A 15,677-nucleotide genomic window follows, 5' to 3' on the forward strand; every position below is an offset into this window, starting at 1 on the left:
TCAATGAGCGAGCACACCATGACGAAATATGAGGCCGAAGTTCAGGATGCGATCGGGCGACTAGAAGCCGCAGTGCTGGCCACTGAGGGTGGCTGGTTGGCGCAGCGGTGGATTTCGCGATCGCACGACGGGGATGAGCATCCGGTCGCCATGAACATCGAAACCTACCATTTGCGTCAGGTCGGGGTGTTCGAGTCATTCTCTGTGGAAGCAGACCGCGGAATTGAGCTCGAGGTTGATCTTGACCTGCCCGAGAGCATTGGCGGCGTCTCCCTCATCGGAGAGCCCCTGCAGCTGACCATCAACTCGTTACGACCAATCGACATTTTCGTCGATGATGTTCGAGTATTTGGCGACGCCGTTCCCGTAGTGGCGTCAGGGCCGGCCCTCATCGATGTCGTGCCGAGCGTGAAAACTGGCCACAACGGGCGGATGCTGCTGCGAGTATTGCCGAGCCCTGTTCCGCTTGATGGGGACTGGGGTCGCACTGGCGTCACTGTCCAGTTCACCACGCCAGCTCTTCGGGAACGCTGGCACTCGCTCGATCTCGCACTGGCCAGATTGGAGCTAGCGCGCGAATTTGCGCAAACTGATACCGAGCGGGCATCCGTGCTCTCTCTTGCTCGCTCAATCCCCCACGATTTCTCAGACGCGGCGACCTCTGACCTCACTCGTAGCTTCGCGACACCAGAGCTGAGGGAACAGCTGGGCTGGCTCGATGCTGCACTGGCGAAGTTTCGCATCCACTGCGTTGGCCATTCGCACATCGACCTCGCCTGGCTCTGGACCTATGACGACACCCGCGAAGTGATCTTCCGGGACATGCGTAGCGTTGTCGACCTGTTTGCCGACTACCCCGAGTTTCGGTTCACGCATTCGCAAGCGCGAGCCTACGCCGAGGTTGAGGCCTCCCACCCCGAACTCTTTGCGCAACTAACCGAGCTCATTGGTCAAGGCCGCCTCGAGCCAGCAACGGTGCAGTGGGTTGAGTCAGACATCAACATCCCGAGCGGAATCGCACAGTCGAAGCAACTCACCGAAGGAGTTGAATACTCACGCAGCAAGCTCGGCGTCTCCCCGACCGTTTTGCTGGCTCCCGACACCTTCGGTCAGAACGGAAACCTTCCGCAACTGGCGCGTGCCTCCGGCGCTGAAGTGTATTATCACCACCGCGCCAACCCCGGCTTTGCCGATACCGGCAGCCACTGGCAGGCGTATTGGTGGGAGGGCGACGACGGCACTCGACTCCTTGCTGTTGGCACCGCCATCTATTTGGGACCCGTCACCGCATCGCGGCTCGCCCGCGATCTCATCACTCTCGGCGTGCGAAACAACCTGACCGAGATTTGCTATTTCTACGGAGTCGGGGACCACGGGGGCGGCCCCACTCGCGCCGATCTCGATACGATTCGCTCACTAGGTACGGCAGAAGCTTTCCCCGCTGTGCAGTGCTCAACCGTCATGGACTACGTCACTGCTCTTCTCGCAACCGAGCCAGATCTTCCCGTTTTTCGGGGAGAATCTGACCGCGTGTTCGAAGGCACCTATGTCACCAGAGTCGACTCAAAACGCATGAACCGTTCGAGTGAGAACGCGCTGGTCGAAGCGGAAACGCTCGGGGCCCTCGCGGGGATCGAAGCTCGAGAGAAAATCTCCGAAGCTTGGCGCGGAGTTCTCCATCACCAATTCCACGACATTCTTGGAGGTTCAGCCGTTGCCGCAGCGTATGCCGACCAATATCGGGATGCGGCACTAGCGGCAGACTGCGCCAGCGACATCCGCTCGCAAGCGTTCGCTGTGCTGACTTCTCCTGCTGACACCGACCACTTTGTGGCGACAAACTCCACGGGAGTAGACCGCCGCGACATCGTCACCGTTCCGCACGCGATCGCTGGTGGGCACACTGGAGTCGAGTCAGCGGGCGGTATCGCCCTGCCTGTTCAGCTCACTAACGATGGTGAGCTCGTGTTCATCGCCGAACTTGGTGCCTTCGAATCGACGACGTTCCGATTGACCGACAGCACCACCCAGACCGCCGCCGAAGCGACCGCCGAGGCCACCAAATCAGTTCAGGTCAGTCGTTCGGATGTCACGGGCATGCTCGACATCGACTCTCCGTTCTACCGCGCTCAAGTGCGTGACGACAGCGGAATCATCACGACGCTGTTCGATAAGGCAATGAATACCTTGGTGGTTGGCCGCGGCCCCAACAGTCCCGAGAGCATGCGTCAATTGAGGCCAGATCTTGGCTTCGGTGCCCTCGTACTCACTCACGAACAACCTCATCCAATGACCTCGTGGGTTATCGACGAACTCGACTCCGAACGCACTCTGCTCGGTGGCACGACCACAGCGGTTAGCGAGCACGGGGCCGTGCGCACTGTGCTGTCGACCGTGCACCACTGGGAATCGTCGACGGCATCGGTCCGCACGATTTTCTACGCCGACCTGCCTTGGATCGATTATGAGATCGCGGTCGATTGGCACGAACTCGGCGGTGCGTCCCAAGGAGTTCCTGGCCTTGCCGTCTCCTTTGGCTCGCGATTGCCCTCCCCCGAGCTCTGGGTCGAGACACCTTTCGCCGCCGTGCTGCGCGCACCAGACGGTTATCTGGGCTCGATGTTGCGCTGGGCCGACCTCGGTTCAGCCGCGGGTGGCATCGCGATTGCTAACGATTCCAAACATGGTGTGGATGCTCTGGGACCCCGACTGCGCATCCCTCTTGTTCGCAGTGCTTACGATCCTGATCCGCAGGGCGAACCAGTAGGGGTTGAGGTCACGCGTCTTCGAGTCGCTGCCCACAACGGCTCGTGGAAGCACGCAAGCGTCGTCTCGATGGCTACCGCGCTGAACACGCCGATCGTGGTGACGGCCAACGCGAAGTTAGACGCGCACGCCGCGCCCCGGCGACCACGAATCGTGTCCGGTAGCGCCGCTATCGCTGGCCTTCAGTTCGATAAATCCGACGTTCTCTTGCGACTTTATGAGCCAACCGGTGAGCCGTCAGAAGTCGTCGTCGGTGGGCTCGAAATACTGGGCAGCGTTTCCCTCTGCGATTTGCATGGGGCTCCCCTGAGCAGCCTTCATTCGGACGAGAACGGTCAGCTAGCGTTAGCGTTGCGCGGATTCGAGATAGTGACGCTGCGTGTGGCACGACTTCAGGAGACGACTCAATGAGCATTCACGCTCGCCGACCGACAATGAACGATGTTGCCGCGCACGCGGGCGTTAGCCTGAAAACGGTATCTCGGGTCGTCAACGAGATCGCGACCGTTGACCCCGAGCTTGTTTCGAAAGTTCGGGCGTCAATCGCCCAGCTGGGCTACCGGCACAACAGCTTGGCCGCGAATCTGCGGGCGGGTGATGTGTCGAAGACAATCGGGGTGATCACCGCCGATCTTTCCAACTCCTTCTATACGACACTGTCGAGCGCCATTGTGCGGGAAGCGAGCGCTCATGGTTATCAGGTCGTCATGGCAAGCTCCGAAGAGGATCCCGCCCGCGAGCGCGCCCTCGCTCTCGATCTGTGTCAGCGCCGAGTTCGCGGGCTCGTCATTGTTCCGACGAATGCACGCCACGACTATCTGCGGGAAGAAGTTGAGTTGGGCACTCCGGTAGTGTTCCTCGACCGTCCGGGGGTCGATATCAACGCAGACGAGATTCTCGCCGACAATCGCGGCGGAGCAGAACTCGCGATCGCCCATCTCATCAAGGGTGGCCATCGCCGCATAGGTTTTCTTTTCGACTCCCTTGAGATCTACACAATGGCGGAACGACTTGCCGGGGCCCGTACTGCTCTAGCGCAAGCGAACCTCGACTTTGATGATGCTCTCGTGGCGACGAACATTCACGCACCAGAAGATGCCGCGGTCGCGATTGCAGCGATGCTTGAGCTCGAGGAGCCGCCCACCGCCGTGTTGTGCGGGAACAACAGAAGCACGGTAGGAACCGTTGAAGAGATCTGGCGACGGGGTGCCGAGATCGAGGTAGCCGGATTCGATGATTTCGAAATGTCGCGGCTGCTGCCTCGCCCCGTTGCTACGGTCAGCAACGACACCATCGCGCTCGGCACTGCCGCAGCTCAACGACTGATCGCTCGGATTGAGGGCGACACCAGCGCGACGAACAGAACTTTGCTCCCCTCCCAACTAGTGAGCCGTGGCGGCTGGTCCGTTGCCCAGTAGACGGGCGATGCGGTCATCCGCTCAGCTCCGCCATGCTCGACGCTCCTAAACTGAGCCTGTGACCGATACCAGCCCCCTCAGAATCGCGGATGTCTCGGCCGACGTCGCTCTGCTGGCTGGCGGCGGTGCGGCCATTCTGTTGCAGATCGCACACCCCGCAGTTGGGCAGGCAGTTGCCGAGCACAGTGACTTTGCGCGGCGCCCGTTGGATCGCCTCAACGGCACCCTCACCTATCTCTATGTCACGGTGTATGGCACTCCCGCCGAGGCTGCAGAAGTCGCGCGCCGTGTGGGAGCGGCCCATCGCCCGGTGCGTTCCGCCAGCTATGACGCTCGTGACCCTCAGCTCCAATTGTGGGTCGCAGCCACGCTCTATGACACCGCGATGCGGGTGCGCGAGCTTGTCTTTGGCCCACTGCGCGAGGCGGATGCCGAAACGCTGCTCGCCGACTACGCCGTGATCGCGACCGCGCTTGGCGTTCCTCGCGCGCAGTGGCCCGCCGACGGAGCGGCGTTCACCGCCTACTGGAATGAGAGCGTGGCCGCGTTGCAGGTCACTGATGCCAGCCGACGGGTCGCGAAGCAGCTGCTGCATCCGACCGGCGGCCCGTGGTGGTTGCGACCAGCGATGCCCCTCGTGCGGGTGTTGACCGCAGGCTTGCTTAGTGAAGAACTGCGCATTGCTTTTGCCCTGCCGCACAAACAAGAGCGGTTTGATCGGATCATGCGGTTCGTTCGTGTGGTTTACCCACGGCTACCCCGCTGGGTGCGATTCGCGGCGCAGCGTCGATATCTGGCAGCGTTTCGTCAGCAGCAGACGAAACAGCCTGAGCAGACGTGGTCCGGGCAGTAGCCAGCTCTCCAGGTTCCGCAACATCAGCGCTAGCATCAGCAGGTGACCACTATTGATGAGCCGCCGGTGCAGCCCGTCGATTTCGCAAGCGAGCACAGCGTTGCTCTACCGGTAGAGGTGCTCGACTATACCGAGCTAGTCGAGCGCATGGGGTCCGACTATTTTGCGCACGCCCAGCGCCCGTCTTTCGAGCTGATGATCTTCGTTCGCGCCGGCACCGGAACCCACACCATCGATTTTCAACGCCACGCGCTTCACCCCGGCCGTGCGCTCTTCATACGCCCGGGTCAAGTTCAGCAGTGGCACATTGAGAACACTGTTGATGCCGTTGTTGTGGTGGCCTCCCCCGCTGCATCCAGCGCCGTCAGTTGGCTCCCCGGCGATGCTCCGTCTGCCGACCTCGGCAAGGATTCTCAGACCACCGCGCACGCTCTAGTTGCGGCGCTTGAACGCGAACAGCAGCGTTTCACCGCCGATGAGCATACGATCAAGCTCATCACCGCCCTCTTTGCTTCACTAGTCGCGCTCTTCCACCAAGCCAGCACGGGGCCCGGCCGCGGCGCACTTCCGCCGGCCTATGTCGCGTTTCGGGGCGCGATTGAGAGTGACCTTACCCGCAGCAGAAACGTGCGTGATTTTGCGGCTGGTCTCGGTTACTCCGAACGCACCATCAGTCGCGCTTGCCAGAGTGTGACCGGCCTCACCGCCAAGGCTGTGCTGGATGAGCGGCTCATGCTCGAGGCGAAACGACTTCTCGCGCACAGCGACCACACGCTCGCCAACATTTCCACCATGGTCGGATTCAGCGAACCAACCAACTTCTCCAAATTTTTCGAGCGGGTCACTGGGCAGACGCCGACAAACTTTCGACAGAGCCTACGAGATAACCTCTACCGCGGCGAGCACTGAAACTACAACCGCATTTGCCCAATGTGTCCACTGTGTCCACTTTGCACCATCGAGCGTCCTGCTCCCACCTGTCCCGGCGCCCCGTCCTCCGGCAGTCTTGACGTACGCCATTTGGCAGCACCGGCTGCCAGACAAATTCACCTCATTTCCGAGCAGCACGGCACAATCCGCGCGACAGACTCTCACCACAAGGAGCACCCCATGGGACAACGACTCGACAACGCTAAGGCCATTTACCTCGAGGGCATCCGCGACGGAAACTTCGTCGACGCCATCAATTCCTACGCTGGTCAGCGTTACACCCAACACTCCACCCCCGTTCGCGACGGCCGCGAGGGTTTCATCGCGTTCTTCGAAGACTTCACCACTCGCAACCCGATTCGCGACATCCAGATCCTGCGCGGCTTCGAAGACGGACATTATGTTTTTATACAGGCCCTGCAAAAACTCAACAACGGCGAATTCACCTACGTCACCGCGGACATCTTCGATACTGATGACGACGCGAAACTGATCGAACACTGGGACATGATTGCCGAAGTTGAGCCGACGAGCGTCAGCGGTCGCACACCGTTCGATGGCCGGACCGACGTCACCGATCTCGACAAGACAGAAATCAACAAGCGTCTCGTGTTCGACTTCGCAACAAACGTGCTCGTCGGCGGCGACCACGCCCAAGCCGCGGAGTATCTCCACGCAGACCTCGCGCAGCATGACGCGCGCATCGCTGACGGAAGAGACTCGTTCGCTGATTACGCCCGCGCCCATTCATTGTGGTACACCGAAGTTCACAACACGATCGGCTCCGGCAACTTTGTTGCCGTATTGGCCGCGAGCGAACTCGACGGCGTAGCGATTGCCGTGATCGACCTTTACCGTGTCGAGAACGGGCTCATTGTTGAACACTGGGCTGTCTCCGAAGAAATTACCCCAGAAGCAACCTGGGTGAACAGCGGCAAGTTCTAAACAGCTTTACGCCAGCACGAACTCCACGGTTCCGCTAGCAATCTCCGCGGTAACGAGCCGCGCTCGCACCGTCGAGCCGGCCGTGACCCCGCCGGCGATACGGGCGGTGATCACCGGATCAGCGATCTGGATGATGCCGCCATCAGCACGCTCAGAAACTACTGTGGCGTCGAACTCGTCTCCCACTCGCGAACTCAAGACTGCTGCCTCAATCGCATTGACGGATGCCCGCTCCAGCTGGGAGGCAAAGGAACTCGTGCGCGCCATGATTTTGGGCAGTTCGGGCAGTGCCTCGCGAACCCACTTCGGAACCCCACGACCCGAAACGATTGCCTCGCACGCGACAAGAACGAAACGATCGACGAGGCGTCGCAGCGGTGCGGTGGCATGAGCGTAAGGCGCCGCGACGGCGGCTTGAAGAGTGTCCTCAGGAAGTTCGCCGTCGAAGACCGTGTATCCGGCTCCTCGAAACAGTGACGTGGCGGCGTGAATCGCAGCGAGAGCGCGCGGGTCGCTGTGGTCGAGGGCGCGCAGATATTCGCCATAGTTCTGATCCTCAGGCCACGGGCATCCGAGGCTCGCAACTTGGCGGCGGAAGTCGGCCAGGGTCTGTTCGTCGGGGGCTGGCATGGTGCGCAAAATGCCAACCTTGCCCTCGAGCATGATGCGCGCCGCTTCCATTCCCGTCATGAGTGAGACGTGGGCGTTGTACTCTTCTACCGGCAGCGGGCTTCGGCGCTCCAGAATATAGGTGCCGTCGGTGAGCACCACTTCTTCGTCTGGCCGATTGAGGCTCGCTCCGCCGCGTTGGCGTTCTAGCTCAGCTCGTAGGCGGCCAAACTCTGGCAGCAGCGACAGTGATTCGTCTGCAAGGTCATTGTCGAGCAGATCTTGCACCTCGACGTAGTCATATTGGCGGCGGTTACGCACTTGGGCTCGCACCAGAGTTGTCGACGTTACCGCGCCAGCGGAATCCAAATCGAAGGTCCACACGAAAGCCGGGCGGGTGGCACCCGCGAGCAACGAAGCGGCATCTTCGCTGATTACAGTGGGGTGCAGCGGAACCCGCTCATCGGGCGCATACAGCGTTTGCCCGCGCTTGCGAGCCTCGGCGTCGACGGCGGAACCCGGCCACACAAAAGCGGGAACTTCGGCGATGGCATACATCACCCGAAGAGTTTCGCCGGTGCGCTCCAGATAGAGGGCCTGGTCGAGGTCGGTCGCCCCCTCCGGGTCAATTGTGGAGAACGGGATGTTGGTGAGGTCGAGCTCGGGCGGTTCGAATGCCGCAACGGCAGCCTCCGCCGCTTCCTCGACCTCGGCACTAAAATCTGTGCGCAGCTTGAGGTCGAGGCGCACTTGCACGAGCGCCGCAGCAAGCTCATCGTCGGTATCGAGCGGGCGAAGGCGCGGAACTACGAGTCGCACTTCTCCGCGCGCCATAGTGTCTGATTGGTCGTGGCTTTCAGAATCAAAGTTTCTCAATAGGAGCAATCTTGATCAGCAGACGCTTGCGCCCGGCGGTATCGAATTGAACGTCGGCGATACTCTTCGGCCCAATGCCTGTCACTTGATTCACTGTGCCATCACCAAAATCAGTGTGACGGATGCGGTCGCCCGCCGCCAGAGTCAAATCACCATTGTCCCGAACTGTGGCCGTGATGGGACTGGCCCATTCGGTTTTCGCGCGCGGTAGTGCTGGCGGCGAACCCCCGGCAGCAGCGGAGCGCAGCGAGCCAGCCCAGGAGCCTCCGCCACCGGCGCCACGACGCGAATTGAGCGATCGAGACTGTGAGCTATCCCGCGAATTCGACATGCCCGGCGACTGCTTCCACTCGATCAGATCGGCAGGGATCTCTTGCAGAAAGCGGCTCGGCATCGCCACATTGACTTCGCCGAACTGGGCACGGGTCATCGCGAGCGAGAGGAATAGGCGTTTGCGCGCACGGGTAATTCCCACGTAGAACAGTCGACGTTCCTCAGCGGGACCGCCAGGTTCGTTGGCCGACATGCGGTGCGGCAACAGGTCCTCTTCAACACCGGTCAAGAACACGGCGTCATATTCGAGGCCCTTGGCGGTGTGGAGCGTCATGAGCGAGACAGTTCCGCTCGAATCGTCCAGATCGTCGGCTGCTGCGACCAGCGAGACCTCGGTGAGGAAGTCGAGCAGTGTGCCTTCGGGATTGTTCTTGCCGAATTCCTTGGTCACCGCAATGAGTTCGTCAACGTTTTCGGCACGAGCTTCATCCTGCGGATCGAGCGAGGCCCGCAACGCCCGCACATACCCAGACCCATCGAGCAGTTCGGTGAGAATGTCGGCGGGCTTGGCCGTTTCGACCTTCGCCATGACGTCGTCAAGCAACCGTGCCAAGTCAATAATCGCCTTCGTGACCTTCGGGCCAAGCCCCAGTTCGCCCGCGCTGCGCATCGCATCGCGCAGGGTCAGACCACGGTCATCCGCCCACGCCTGCAGGGCTGACTCGGTTGCCGGGCCAATTCCGCGCTTGGGGGTGTTCATGATGCGTCGAAGAGCCAGCGGATCCGCCGGGTTGGCCACCGCAATCAGGTAACCGAACGCATCTTTGATTTCCGCGCGCTCGTAGAACTTGGTGCCACCGAGCACCCGGTAAGGCAGGGCCGCGCGAATGAAAATCTCTTCAAGCGCACGCGTCTGCGAGTTGGTGCGATAGAAAACTGCGACGTCTTTGTACGCAACGCCTTCGTCGTGAAGCTTCTGAATCTCATCCGCAATAAATTGGGCTTCGTCGTGGCCCGAATAGCCAGTGAAGCCGACGATCTTGTCGCCCTCACCGATTGTCGTGAAGAGCTTCTTATCTTTGCGGTCGAAGTTATTGGAGATCACCGCGTTAGCGGCATCCAAAATGGTCTGTGTCGAACGGTAATTCTGTTCGAGCAGGATCACTGTCGACCGCGGAAAGTCTCGCTCGAATTCGACAATATTGCGGATGTCGGCCCCGCGGAACGCATAAATCGACTGGTCGCTGTCACCAACGACCGTCAGCGACGCGGCGTCTGCGATGGAGCTATTGTCTTGCACGAGCATGCCCTGCGAAGAAGTGAATTGCTCGGGAGCTGGCGGCCGGGTCAATTCCCGGATCAGCGAATACTGGGCGTGGTTGGTGTCTTGATATTCGTCAACCAGGATGTGCTTGAAGCGGCGCTGATAGGTGGCGGCGATCTGCGGGAAGGCCCTAAACAGGTACACCGTCTGGCCAATGAGGTCGTCGAAGTCGAAGGCGTTGGCGTCGCTGAGTCCGCGCGTGTAGCGGCGGAAGATTTCAAGAAACTTCTTCTCGGCGGGGTCGCTCAGGTTGGCATCCCGCGCAAAACCGTCAACGTCGGTTAGCTCATTCTTGAGCCCTGAGATGCGGTTAGCTACTTTGCTGACGGTCAGCCCGTACATGTCGGCATCGAGCTCTTTGAGGATCCGCTTGAGCAGGGCCTTGCTGTCGGCAGAGTCATAGATGGTGAAGTTTTTGGAGAACCCAAACGCTTCGGCTTCGCGACGAAGAATGCGCACACACGCCGAGTGGAACGTCGAGATCCACATACCCTCAGCGGTGTTGCCCACGATGGCCGCTACACGTTCACGCATTTCAGCGGCGGCTTTATTCGTAAAGGTGATGGCGAGAATCTCGCTCGGCCACGCCTCGCGGGATCGCAGGAGCCCCGCGATTCGACGAGTGAGCACGCTCGTCTTTCCCGAGCCAGCACCGGCCACAATTAGCAGCGACGGGCCGCGGTATTCCACGGCCTCACGCTGGCGAGGGTTCAGCCCGTCGAGCAGGGGATCACGAACGGAATCGCCGTTGGCAGAACGGCCGGGGTCAGAGGGGTCAAAAACTGTCGTCATGGCCCCTCGACTCTACCCGCGCGCGCTGACGGCGAGGTCGGGTTGGTCGGCAAATACTCCGTCGAGGCCGGAATCCATGATCGTGCGAAATTCGCCCAACCAGTCGCCGAACTGTGCGGGTTGCTTACTCGACCGCAAGTTTTTCGGCAAGAAACGGTTCTCGGCGCGCAGCGTCCAGCAAAACACGAGCAGCCCGGCCGCGTGCGCCCGGGCGACCAGGTCATTCGTTCCGGTGAGGTTGCCGGCGAGATCTTTCGACATCAGCATTTTCTTGTCGACGCTGATTCCGTCTACTTCGCGCGCAAGCTGAGCGAGCCCGTCGGCGGTCAAATGTTCCGCATAGCTTCGAGCGCGCGCCCCAAAACGGGCAACCAAGTCTGATGGTGTTCCGCTACTTTCGAGCAAGAACACCAACTTGCCAGGAATGCCTCGATCCCGGATGCGGTGCAAAACACTCTGTTCAAAGGATTCGATGATCAGGTTGTCTGCTGTCGCCCAGCCGCTCATCTCTCGAGCAAAGAGTTCGTCGAGCGGCAAACCGATCGACTCAAAGTAGCTCGCGTGCTTGATCTCCGCGACGATTCGCAGGGAGCGCCGCTGCGCCTCCGGATGCTCGTCCACTATGGCGAGCAGATCGCGCAGTCTCAATATCGGTTCAGCATCATTGAAGGCGACATTGGCGCTGCGCACCTCTGGCAATCGTTCGCGGGCGCGCAGTGTTGCCAGCTCAGCCCAGGTGAAGTCTTCGGTGAACCACCCCGTCATTGCGGTGCCGTCGATCGTCTTCGATGTTCGGCGGTTGGCAAACTCCGGATGATCGGCAACGTTAGTTGTGCCCGAGATTTCGTTCTCGTGGCGCAACACCAATACCCCATCTCGCGTGGCAACGATGTCGGGTTCCACGGCATCCGCCCCCAGGGTAAAAGCGAGGTCGTAGGCGGCTCTGGTGTGCTCTGGGCGGTAGCCACTGGCTCCGCGGTGCCCGATCACAAGCGGGCGAATGGTGGTGCTCATTGAGTCAAGAATATGCCGAAGTGCGGCTGCGACTAATATTTAGTTATGCCCGAATGCGCGTCGTGCTCTGCACCAGTGCAGCCGAAGTGGAAATTCTGCGTCTATTGCGGTGAACCCACCTCGGCTGATGCATCGCGCCCTGCCCCGTTAGTGACGCCGCGAACGAATCCGGTAGCCATCCTCGCGCTCATCTTGGCGGCGATCGGTGGGGCTCCGGCGCTTATCTTTGGCCACGTCGCGATGCGGCAGATCAAGGAGACCGGCGAGCGGGGGCTGCTGATCGCTCGCATCTCTACGGTGCTCGGCTATATCTGGCTCGTCGTGTGGGGCATCGTGTTGTACTCGCTGCTCACTAATGGCCAGTAGCACCTCAGCGTCCGCACGGCTCTGGGAGCCAACGCGACGCCTGCCTCTCAAGTGGGGGCGCTACAACGATCGATACTTCGTCGGTCTCGTCTTGATAATCGCGGGCGCCATGCACCTTCAGGGTGCCAATAACTACACGTTGATCATCCTGCTCATTGGCACAACGTCAACGGCCGTGGGCTGGTCCATCATGCCGGCCCGGGGTTGGCGACGGATGATCGTGGTGCTGCCAACCATTAGCCAGATCTGGATCATGCTCACCGGCCCCATGTCGATGTGGACGCTCACCGTTCCCTTGCTGTGTTGGCTGATTGTGCGGCACCGACCGCTCATCTCCTATGTCGCACTCGCATTGCCTATTGCCAACGGCATCATCCTTCCTCGATTCTTCCAGGAGTATTCGTCGATGCCCCAAGCTCTCGCCATCTCAGCCGTTGTGGTGATTGCCGCCGCCTGGCTCGCACGAGCGATCGCTCACAGCGCAGTTTCGCGACGCTCAATCGCGGCATTTCCCAGCGAACTCCGGTAGTTTTGTCTCACGTCTCTACATCCCGACGCCACACCAACCAGAGGAATCATGGCACTCAATAACCCCGCTTTCTCCCGCGACGCTGCTTTCAGCTCGCGCGGCGGAATCGCCGTAGCGAACCAGGTCTCCAACCAGCAGCTCAACGACATGTACAACCAGGAGTCGGCTCCCGCCTCCAATGACGTAATGACCGTCGAAGACACGATTGCCAAGACTGTTGGCGCGTTCGCCCTGCTGCTCGTTGGCGCCGCAATTGGCTGGATCGCCGACATGCCGCTCTTGTGGATCGGTGCCGGGCTCGTTGGCTTTGTTCTCGCCCTCGTCAACATCTTCAGAAGCAGCCTTCTGGCGCCCTCGTCCTCGCTTACTCGGCAGTCGAAGGTGTCTTCGTCGGTGGCATCTCGCGTTTCTACGAGAACGCCTACGGCGGAGTCGTCACTCAGGCCGTCATTGCGACCCTCGTTGTTGTCGGCGTCACGCTCGCCCTCTTCGCGAGCGGCAAGATTCGCGCCTCGAAAAAGGCCACCAAGGTCTTTTTGATCGCCATGGTCGGCTATATGGTCTTCGCCCTCGTGAACATGGTCATGATGCTCACCGGTGCGACCGACGATGCGTTTGGCCTCCGCAGTGCTGAGATTCCGTTCCTCGGAATTCCGTTCGGGGCTGTTCTCGGTGTGCTCGTCATCATCATGGCGGCGTACTCACTAGTGCTCGACTTCGACTTCATCCAGAAGGGTGTCGCCAACGGTGCACCCCGTGTATTCGGTTGGAAAGGCACCTTCGGCATCATGGTCACCGTCGTGTGGCTGTACCTCGAAATGCTGCGCTTCTTCGCAATCTTGCGCGACTAGCTAGCCCCGTTCTGCCCATGCAGAAAGCCCCCGTCACTCCGGCAATTGCCGAGCGGCGGGGGCTTTCTCGTTAGCGGGTTATTCCCACTCAATCGTTCCCGGTGGCTTCGACGTAACGTCGAGAACTACGCGGTTTACCCCATCCACCTCGTTGGTGATGCGGTTAGAGATCTTTGCGAGCACGTCGTACGGCAGGCGTGTCCAGTCGGCCGTCATGGCATCCTCGGATGACACAGGGCGCAACACGATCGGGTGACCGTAAGTGCGGCCATCGCCCTGAACGCCGACTGAACGCACATCGGCGAGAAGTACGACGGGGCACTGCCAGATGGTGTCGTCGAGGCCTGCTGCGGTGAGTTCGGCGCGAGCAATCGCATCCGCCTTGCGCAGCAGTTCGAGACGATCGTGAGTGACTTCACCGATGATGCGGATGCCGAGGCCGGGGCCAGGGAACGGCTGGCGGCCAACAATGACCTCCGGCAGTCCCAGCTCGCGACCGATCGCGCGCACTTCGTCCTTGAACAGAGTGCGCAGCGGCTCAACGAGAGCGAACTGCAAGTCTTCGGGAAGCCCACCGACGTTGTGGTGACTCTTGATGTTCGCGGTGCCGGTTCCTCCGCCACTTTCGACGACATCCGGGTACAGCGTTCCTTGAACGAGGAACTTGACGGTGTCTTCGCTGCCCTGCGTCTCGAGCACGAGAGCTTCGGCGGCATTTTCGAAGCTACGGATGAATTCGCGGCCAATGATCTTGCGCTTGGTCTCGGGGTCGGTGACTCCGGCGAGAGCATCCATGAACTGATCGACAGCATCGACGGTGACGAGACGCACACCGGTCGAGGCAACATAGTCTTCTTCGACCTGGCGACGCTCATCCTGACGCAGCAGACCGTGGTCAACGAAGATGCAGACAAGCTGATCGCCGACGGCCTTGTGAACGATAGCGGCCGCTACAGCGGAGTCGACTCCACCAGAGAGACCACAGATCACGCGAGCGGATCCGACCTGCTCGCGAATGCGGGCAACCTGTTCGGTGATGACGTTGCCACTGTTCCAGTCGGCAGGAATACCAGCAGCATCGTGCAAGAAGTTCTCGAGAACCGTCTGGCCGAACTCGGTGTGCTTCACTTCGGGGTGCCATTGCACGCCGTAGAGACCGCGTTCCTTGCTGGCGAACGCGGCAACCGGAGTTGCCTCGCTGCTGGCCAAAACGTCAAAGCCTTCGGGGGCTTCGGTTACGGCGTCGCCGTGGCTCATCCACACCGTCTGCTTGTTTGGCTGTTCGCCAAGCAGCGAACCGCCATCGCCCTGAACGGTCATGTCGGTGGCGCCATACTCGCGCAGTCCCGTTTTAGCAACGGTGCCGCCGAGCTGGCGGGCCATCACCTGGAAGCCGTAACAAATGCCCAAGACGGGAACGCCGAGCTTGAGGATGCCGGGGTCAAGGTCGGGCGAGCCAGGCTCGTAGACGCTCGAGGGGCCACCACTCAGCACGATACCGGCCGGGTTCTTCGCCGCGATTTCTGCTGCGGTGATGGTGTGCGGAACAATCTCGCTGTACACGTTAGCTTCGCGAACGCGGCGCGCGATCAGTTGCGCGTACTGGGCGCCAAAGTCGACGACGAGAACGGGGCGAGCGTTGGTGTCTGCGGATGTGGCCGAAGAGTCGGTCATACGGAAGCCTTTGCGGAGTCAGCGCCGGCCGCTTTCGCAGCTGCAGCGGATTCAATACGGTCAAGTTTCGCGTTGACGAAACGAGGGACCTGACGCTCAAGGAAGAACGACAGCAACGGGATGACACCACCGAGGGCGATGTACAAGAACCGCAAGAACGAGAAGCGCGCTAGGCGCCAGAGCACGAAGTCGGCTGCCACGTAGAACACGTAGAGCCAGCCGTGCACGATAAGGATGATCGTCGACACGTTGATGCCCTGCACGAGCTCTTTCGGCGTCAACGTGACGAACCCTGCCGGGCCATTCAGCTCAATGTCGCCACCGAGTCCATAACGGAACACCATCATGAGGCAGAGCACGAGCAGAAAACCGCCGGTGATGATCGACGACACCTTGTAGAACGACAGGGTGCGACGAATGCGCGGAAAATCAGAAAGCCGGGGTCCGAGAGCCATAG

The 15,677-nt window shown here is 60.6% G+C and carries 12 protein-coding genes and 1 pseudogene; 8 read left to right on the forward strand and 5 right to left on the reverse strand.

Translation table 11 applies throughout. The annotated features are described in order from the left end of the window. Positions 1–3 precede the first annotated feature (3 nt). The 5 genes from ON14_RS05590 (at position 4) to ON14_RS05610 (ending at position 6,912) form a co-directional block, all read left to right on the forward strand. A complete protein-coding gene (locus tag ON14_RS05590; protein ID WP_010203734.1) occupies positions 4–3,177 on the forward strand; it encodes a glycoside hydrolase family 38 C-terminal domain-containing protein in 3,174 nt (1,057 codons plus the stop codon). Further along, the gene (locus tag ON14_RS05595; RefSeq protein ID WP_010203735.1) at positions 3,174–4,184 is read left to right on the forward strand and encodes a LacI family DNA-binding transcriptional regulator; all 1,011 of its coding nucleotides are present in this window, start codon (positions 3,174–3,176) and stop codon (positions 4,182–4,184) included. Before ON14_RS05590 ends, ON14_RS05595 begins: the two co-directional genes overlap by 4 nt. Before the next feature lie 58 nt (positions 4,185–4,242). Next, positions 4,243–5,037, forward strand: coding sequence for an oxygenase MpaB family protein (locus tag ON14_RS05600; protein WP_010203736.1), 795 nt, complete (start codon positions 4,243–4,245; stop codon positions 5,035–5,037). Positions 5,038–5,079: 42 nt separating this feature from the next. Then, the gene (locus ON14_RS05605; RefSeq protein WP_010203738.1) at positions 5,080–5,946 is read left to right on the forward strand and encodes a helix-turn-helix domain-containing protein; all 867 of its coding nucleotides are present in this window, start codon (positions 5,080–5,082) and stop codon (positions 5,944–5,946) included. Between the two features lie 201 nt (positions 5,947–6,147). Next, entirely contained in the window at positions 6,148–6,912 is a 765-nt protein-coding gene (locus ON14_RS05610) for a nuclear transport factor 2 family protein (protein ID WP_010203740.1), read from the forward strand. 6 nt (positions 6,913–6,918) lie between these two features. Here ON14_RS05610 and ON14_RS05615 read toward each other — a convergent pair whose 3' ends face one another. The 3 genes from ON14_RS05615 to ON14_RS05625 are packed head-to-tail and all read right to left on the reverse strand — an operon-like array spanning position 6,919 to position 11,800. Then, positions 6,919–8,355, reverse strand: coding sequence for an RNB domain-containing ribonuclease (locus tag ON14_RS05615; protein ID WP_010203741.1), 1,437 nt, complete (start codon positions 8,353–8,355; stop codon positions 6,919–6,921). 28 nt (positions 8,356–8,383) lie between these two features. After that, positions 8,384–10,786 (reverse strand): ATP-dependent helicase, encoded by a 2,403-nt coding sequence (locus ON14_RS05620; protein ID WP_010203742.1) that lies wholly within the window; start codon positions 10,784–10,786, stop codon positions 8,384–8,386. Between the two features lie 12 nt (positions 10,787–10,798). Further along, on the reverse strand, positions 10,799–11,800 hold the full coding sequence (locus tag ON14_RS05625) for a glycerophosphodiester phosphodiesterase family protein (RefSeq protein WP_010203743.1): 1,002 nt from the start codon (positions 11,798–11,800) through the stop codon (positions 10,799–10,801). Between the two features lie 150 nt (positions 11,801–11,950). Between ON14_RS05625 and ON14_RS05630 the strand changes: the two genes are divergently transcribed. The 3 genes and pseudogenes from ON14_RS05630 to ON14_RS05640 all read left to right on the forward strand — a co-directional run bounded on the left by ON14_RS05630 (position 11,951) and on the right by ON14_RS05640 (position 13,546). Further along, positions 11,951–12,166, forward strand: coding sequence for a DUF4190 domain-containing protein (locus ON14_RS05630; RefSeq protein WP_010203744.1), 216 nt, complete (start codon positions 11,951–11,953; stop codon positions 12,164–12,166). Beyond that, entirely contained in the window at positions 12,156–12,695 is a 540-nt protein-coding gene (locus ON14_RS05635; protein WP_010203745.1) for a hypothetical protein, read from the forward strand. Before ON14_RS05630 ends, ON14_RS05635 begins: the two co-directional genes overlap by 11 nt. Before the next feature lie 48 nt (positions 12,696–12,743). Continuing rightward, positions 12,744–13,546: pseudogene (locus tag ON14_RS05640) on the forward strand (Bax inhibitor-1/YccA family protein). Between the two features lie 78 nt (positions 13,547–13,624). On the opposite strand, the gene guaA reads toward ON14_RS05640, so the two are convergent. Both guaA and ON14_RS05650 read right to left on the reverse strand, forming a co-directional pair. After that, positions 13,625–15,220, reverse strand: a complete 1,596-nt coding sequence (gene guaA / locus ON14_RS05645; protein WP_010203747.1) for a glutamine-hydrolyzing GMP synthase — start codon at positions 15,218–15,220, stop codon at positions 13,625–13,627. Further along, complete coding sequence (locus ON14_RS05650; RefSeq protein WP_010203749.1) at positions 15,217–15,675, reverse strand: DUF3817 domain-containing protein; 459 nt, start codon at positions 15,673–15,675, stop codon at positions 15,217–15,219. The genes guaA and ON14_RS05650 overlap by 4 nt, the downstream gene beginning before the upstream one ends. Between the last annotated feature and the right edge of the window lie 2 nt (positions 15,676–15,677).

The sequence above is a fragment of the Salinibacterium sp. PAMC 21357 genome, assembly GCF_000247645.1.
Taxonomy (GTDB): Bacteria; Actinomycetota; Actinomycetes; order Actinomycetales; family Microbacteriaceae; genus Rhodoglobus.

Coding starts and splice junctions, on each gene's coding strand:
- ON14_RS05590 (WP_010203734.1), top strand. CDS start 4: ATGAGCGAGCACACCATGACGAAATATGAGGCCGAAGTTCAGGATGCG.
- ON14_RS05595 (WP_010203735.1), top strand. CDS start 3,174: ATGAGCATTCACGCTCGCCGACCGACAATGAACGATGTTGCCGCGCAC.
- ON14_RS05610 (WP_010203740.1), top strand. CDS start 6,148: ATGGGACAACGACTCGACAACGCTAAGGCCATTTACCTCGAGGGCATC.
- ON14_RS05615 (WP_010203741.1), bottom strand. CDS start 8,355: ATGGCGCGCGGAGAAGTGCGACTCGTAGTTCCGCGCCTTCGCCCGCTC.
- ON14_RS05620 (WP_010203742.1), bottom strand. CDS start 10,786: ATGACGACAGTTTTTGACCCCTCTGACCCCGGCCGTTCTGCCAACGGC.
- ON14_RS05625 (WP_010203743.1), bottom strand. CDS start 11,800: ATGAGCACCACCATTCGCCCGCTTGTGATCGGGCACCGCGGAGCCAGT.
- ON14_RS05635 (WP_010203745.1), top strand. CDS start 12,156: ATGGCCAGTAGCACCTCAGCGTCCGCACGGCTCTGGGAGCCAACGCGA.
- guaA (WP_010203747.1), bottom strand. CDS start 15,220: ATGACCGACTCTTCGGCCACATCCGCAGACACCAACGCTCGCCCCGTT.
- ON14_RS05650 (WP_010203749.1), bottom strand. CDS start 15,675: ATGGCTCTCGGACCCCGGCTTTCTGATTTTCCGCGCATTCGTCGCACC.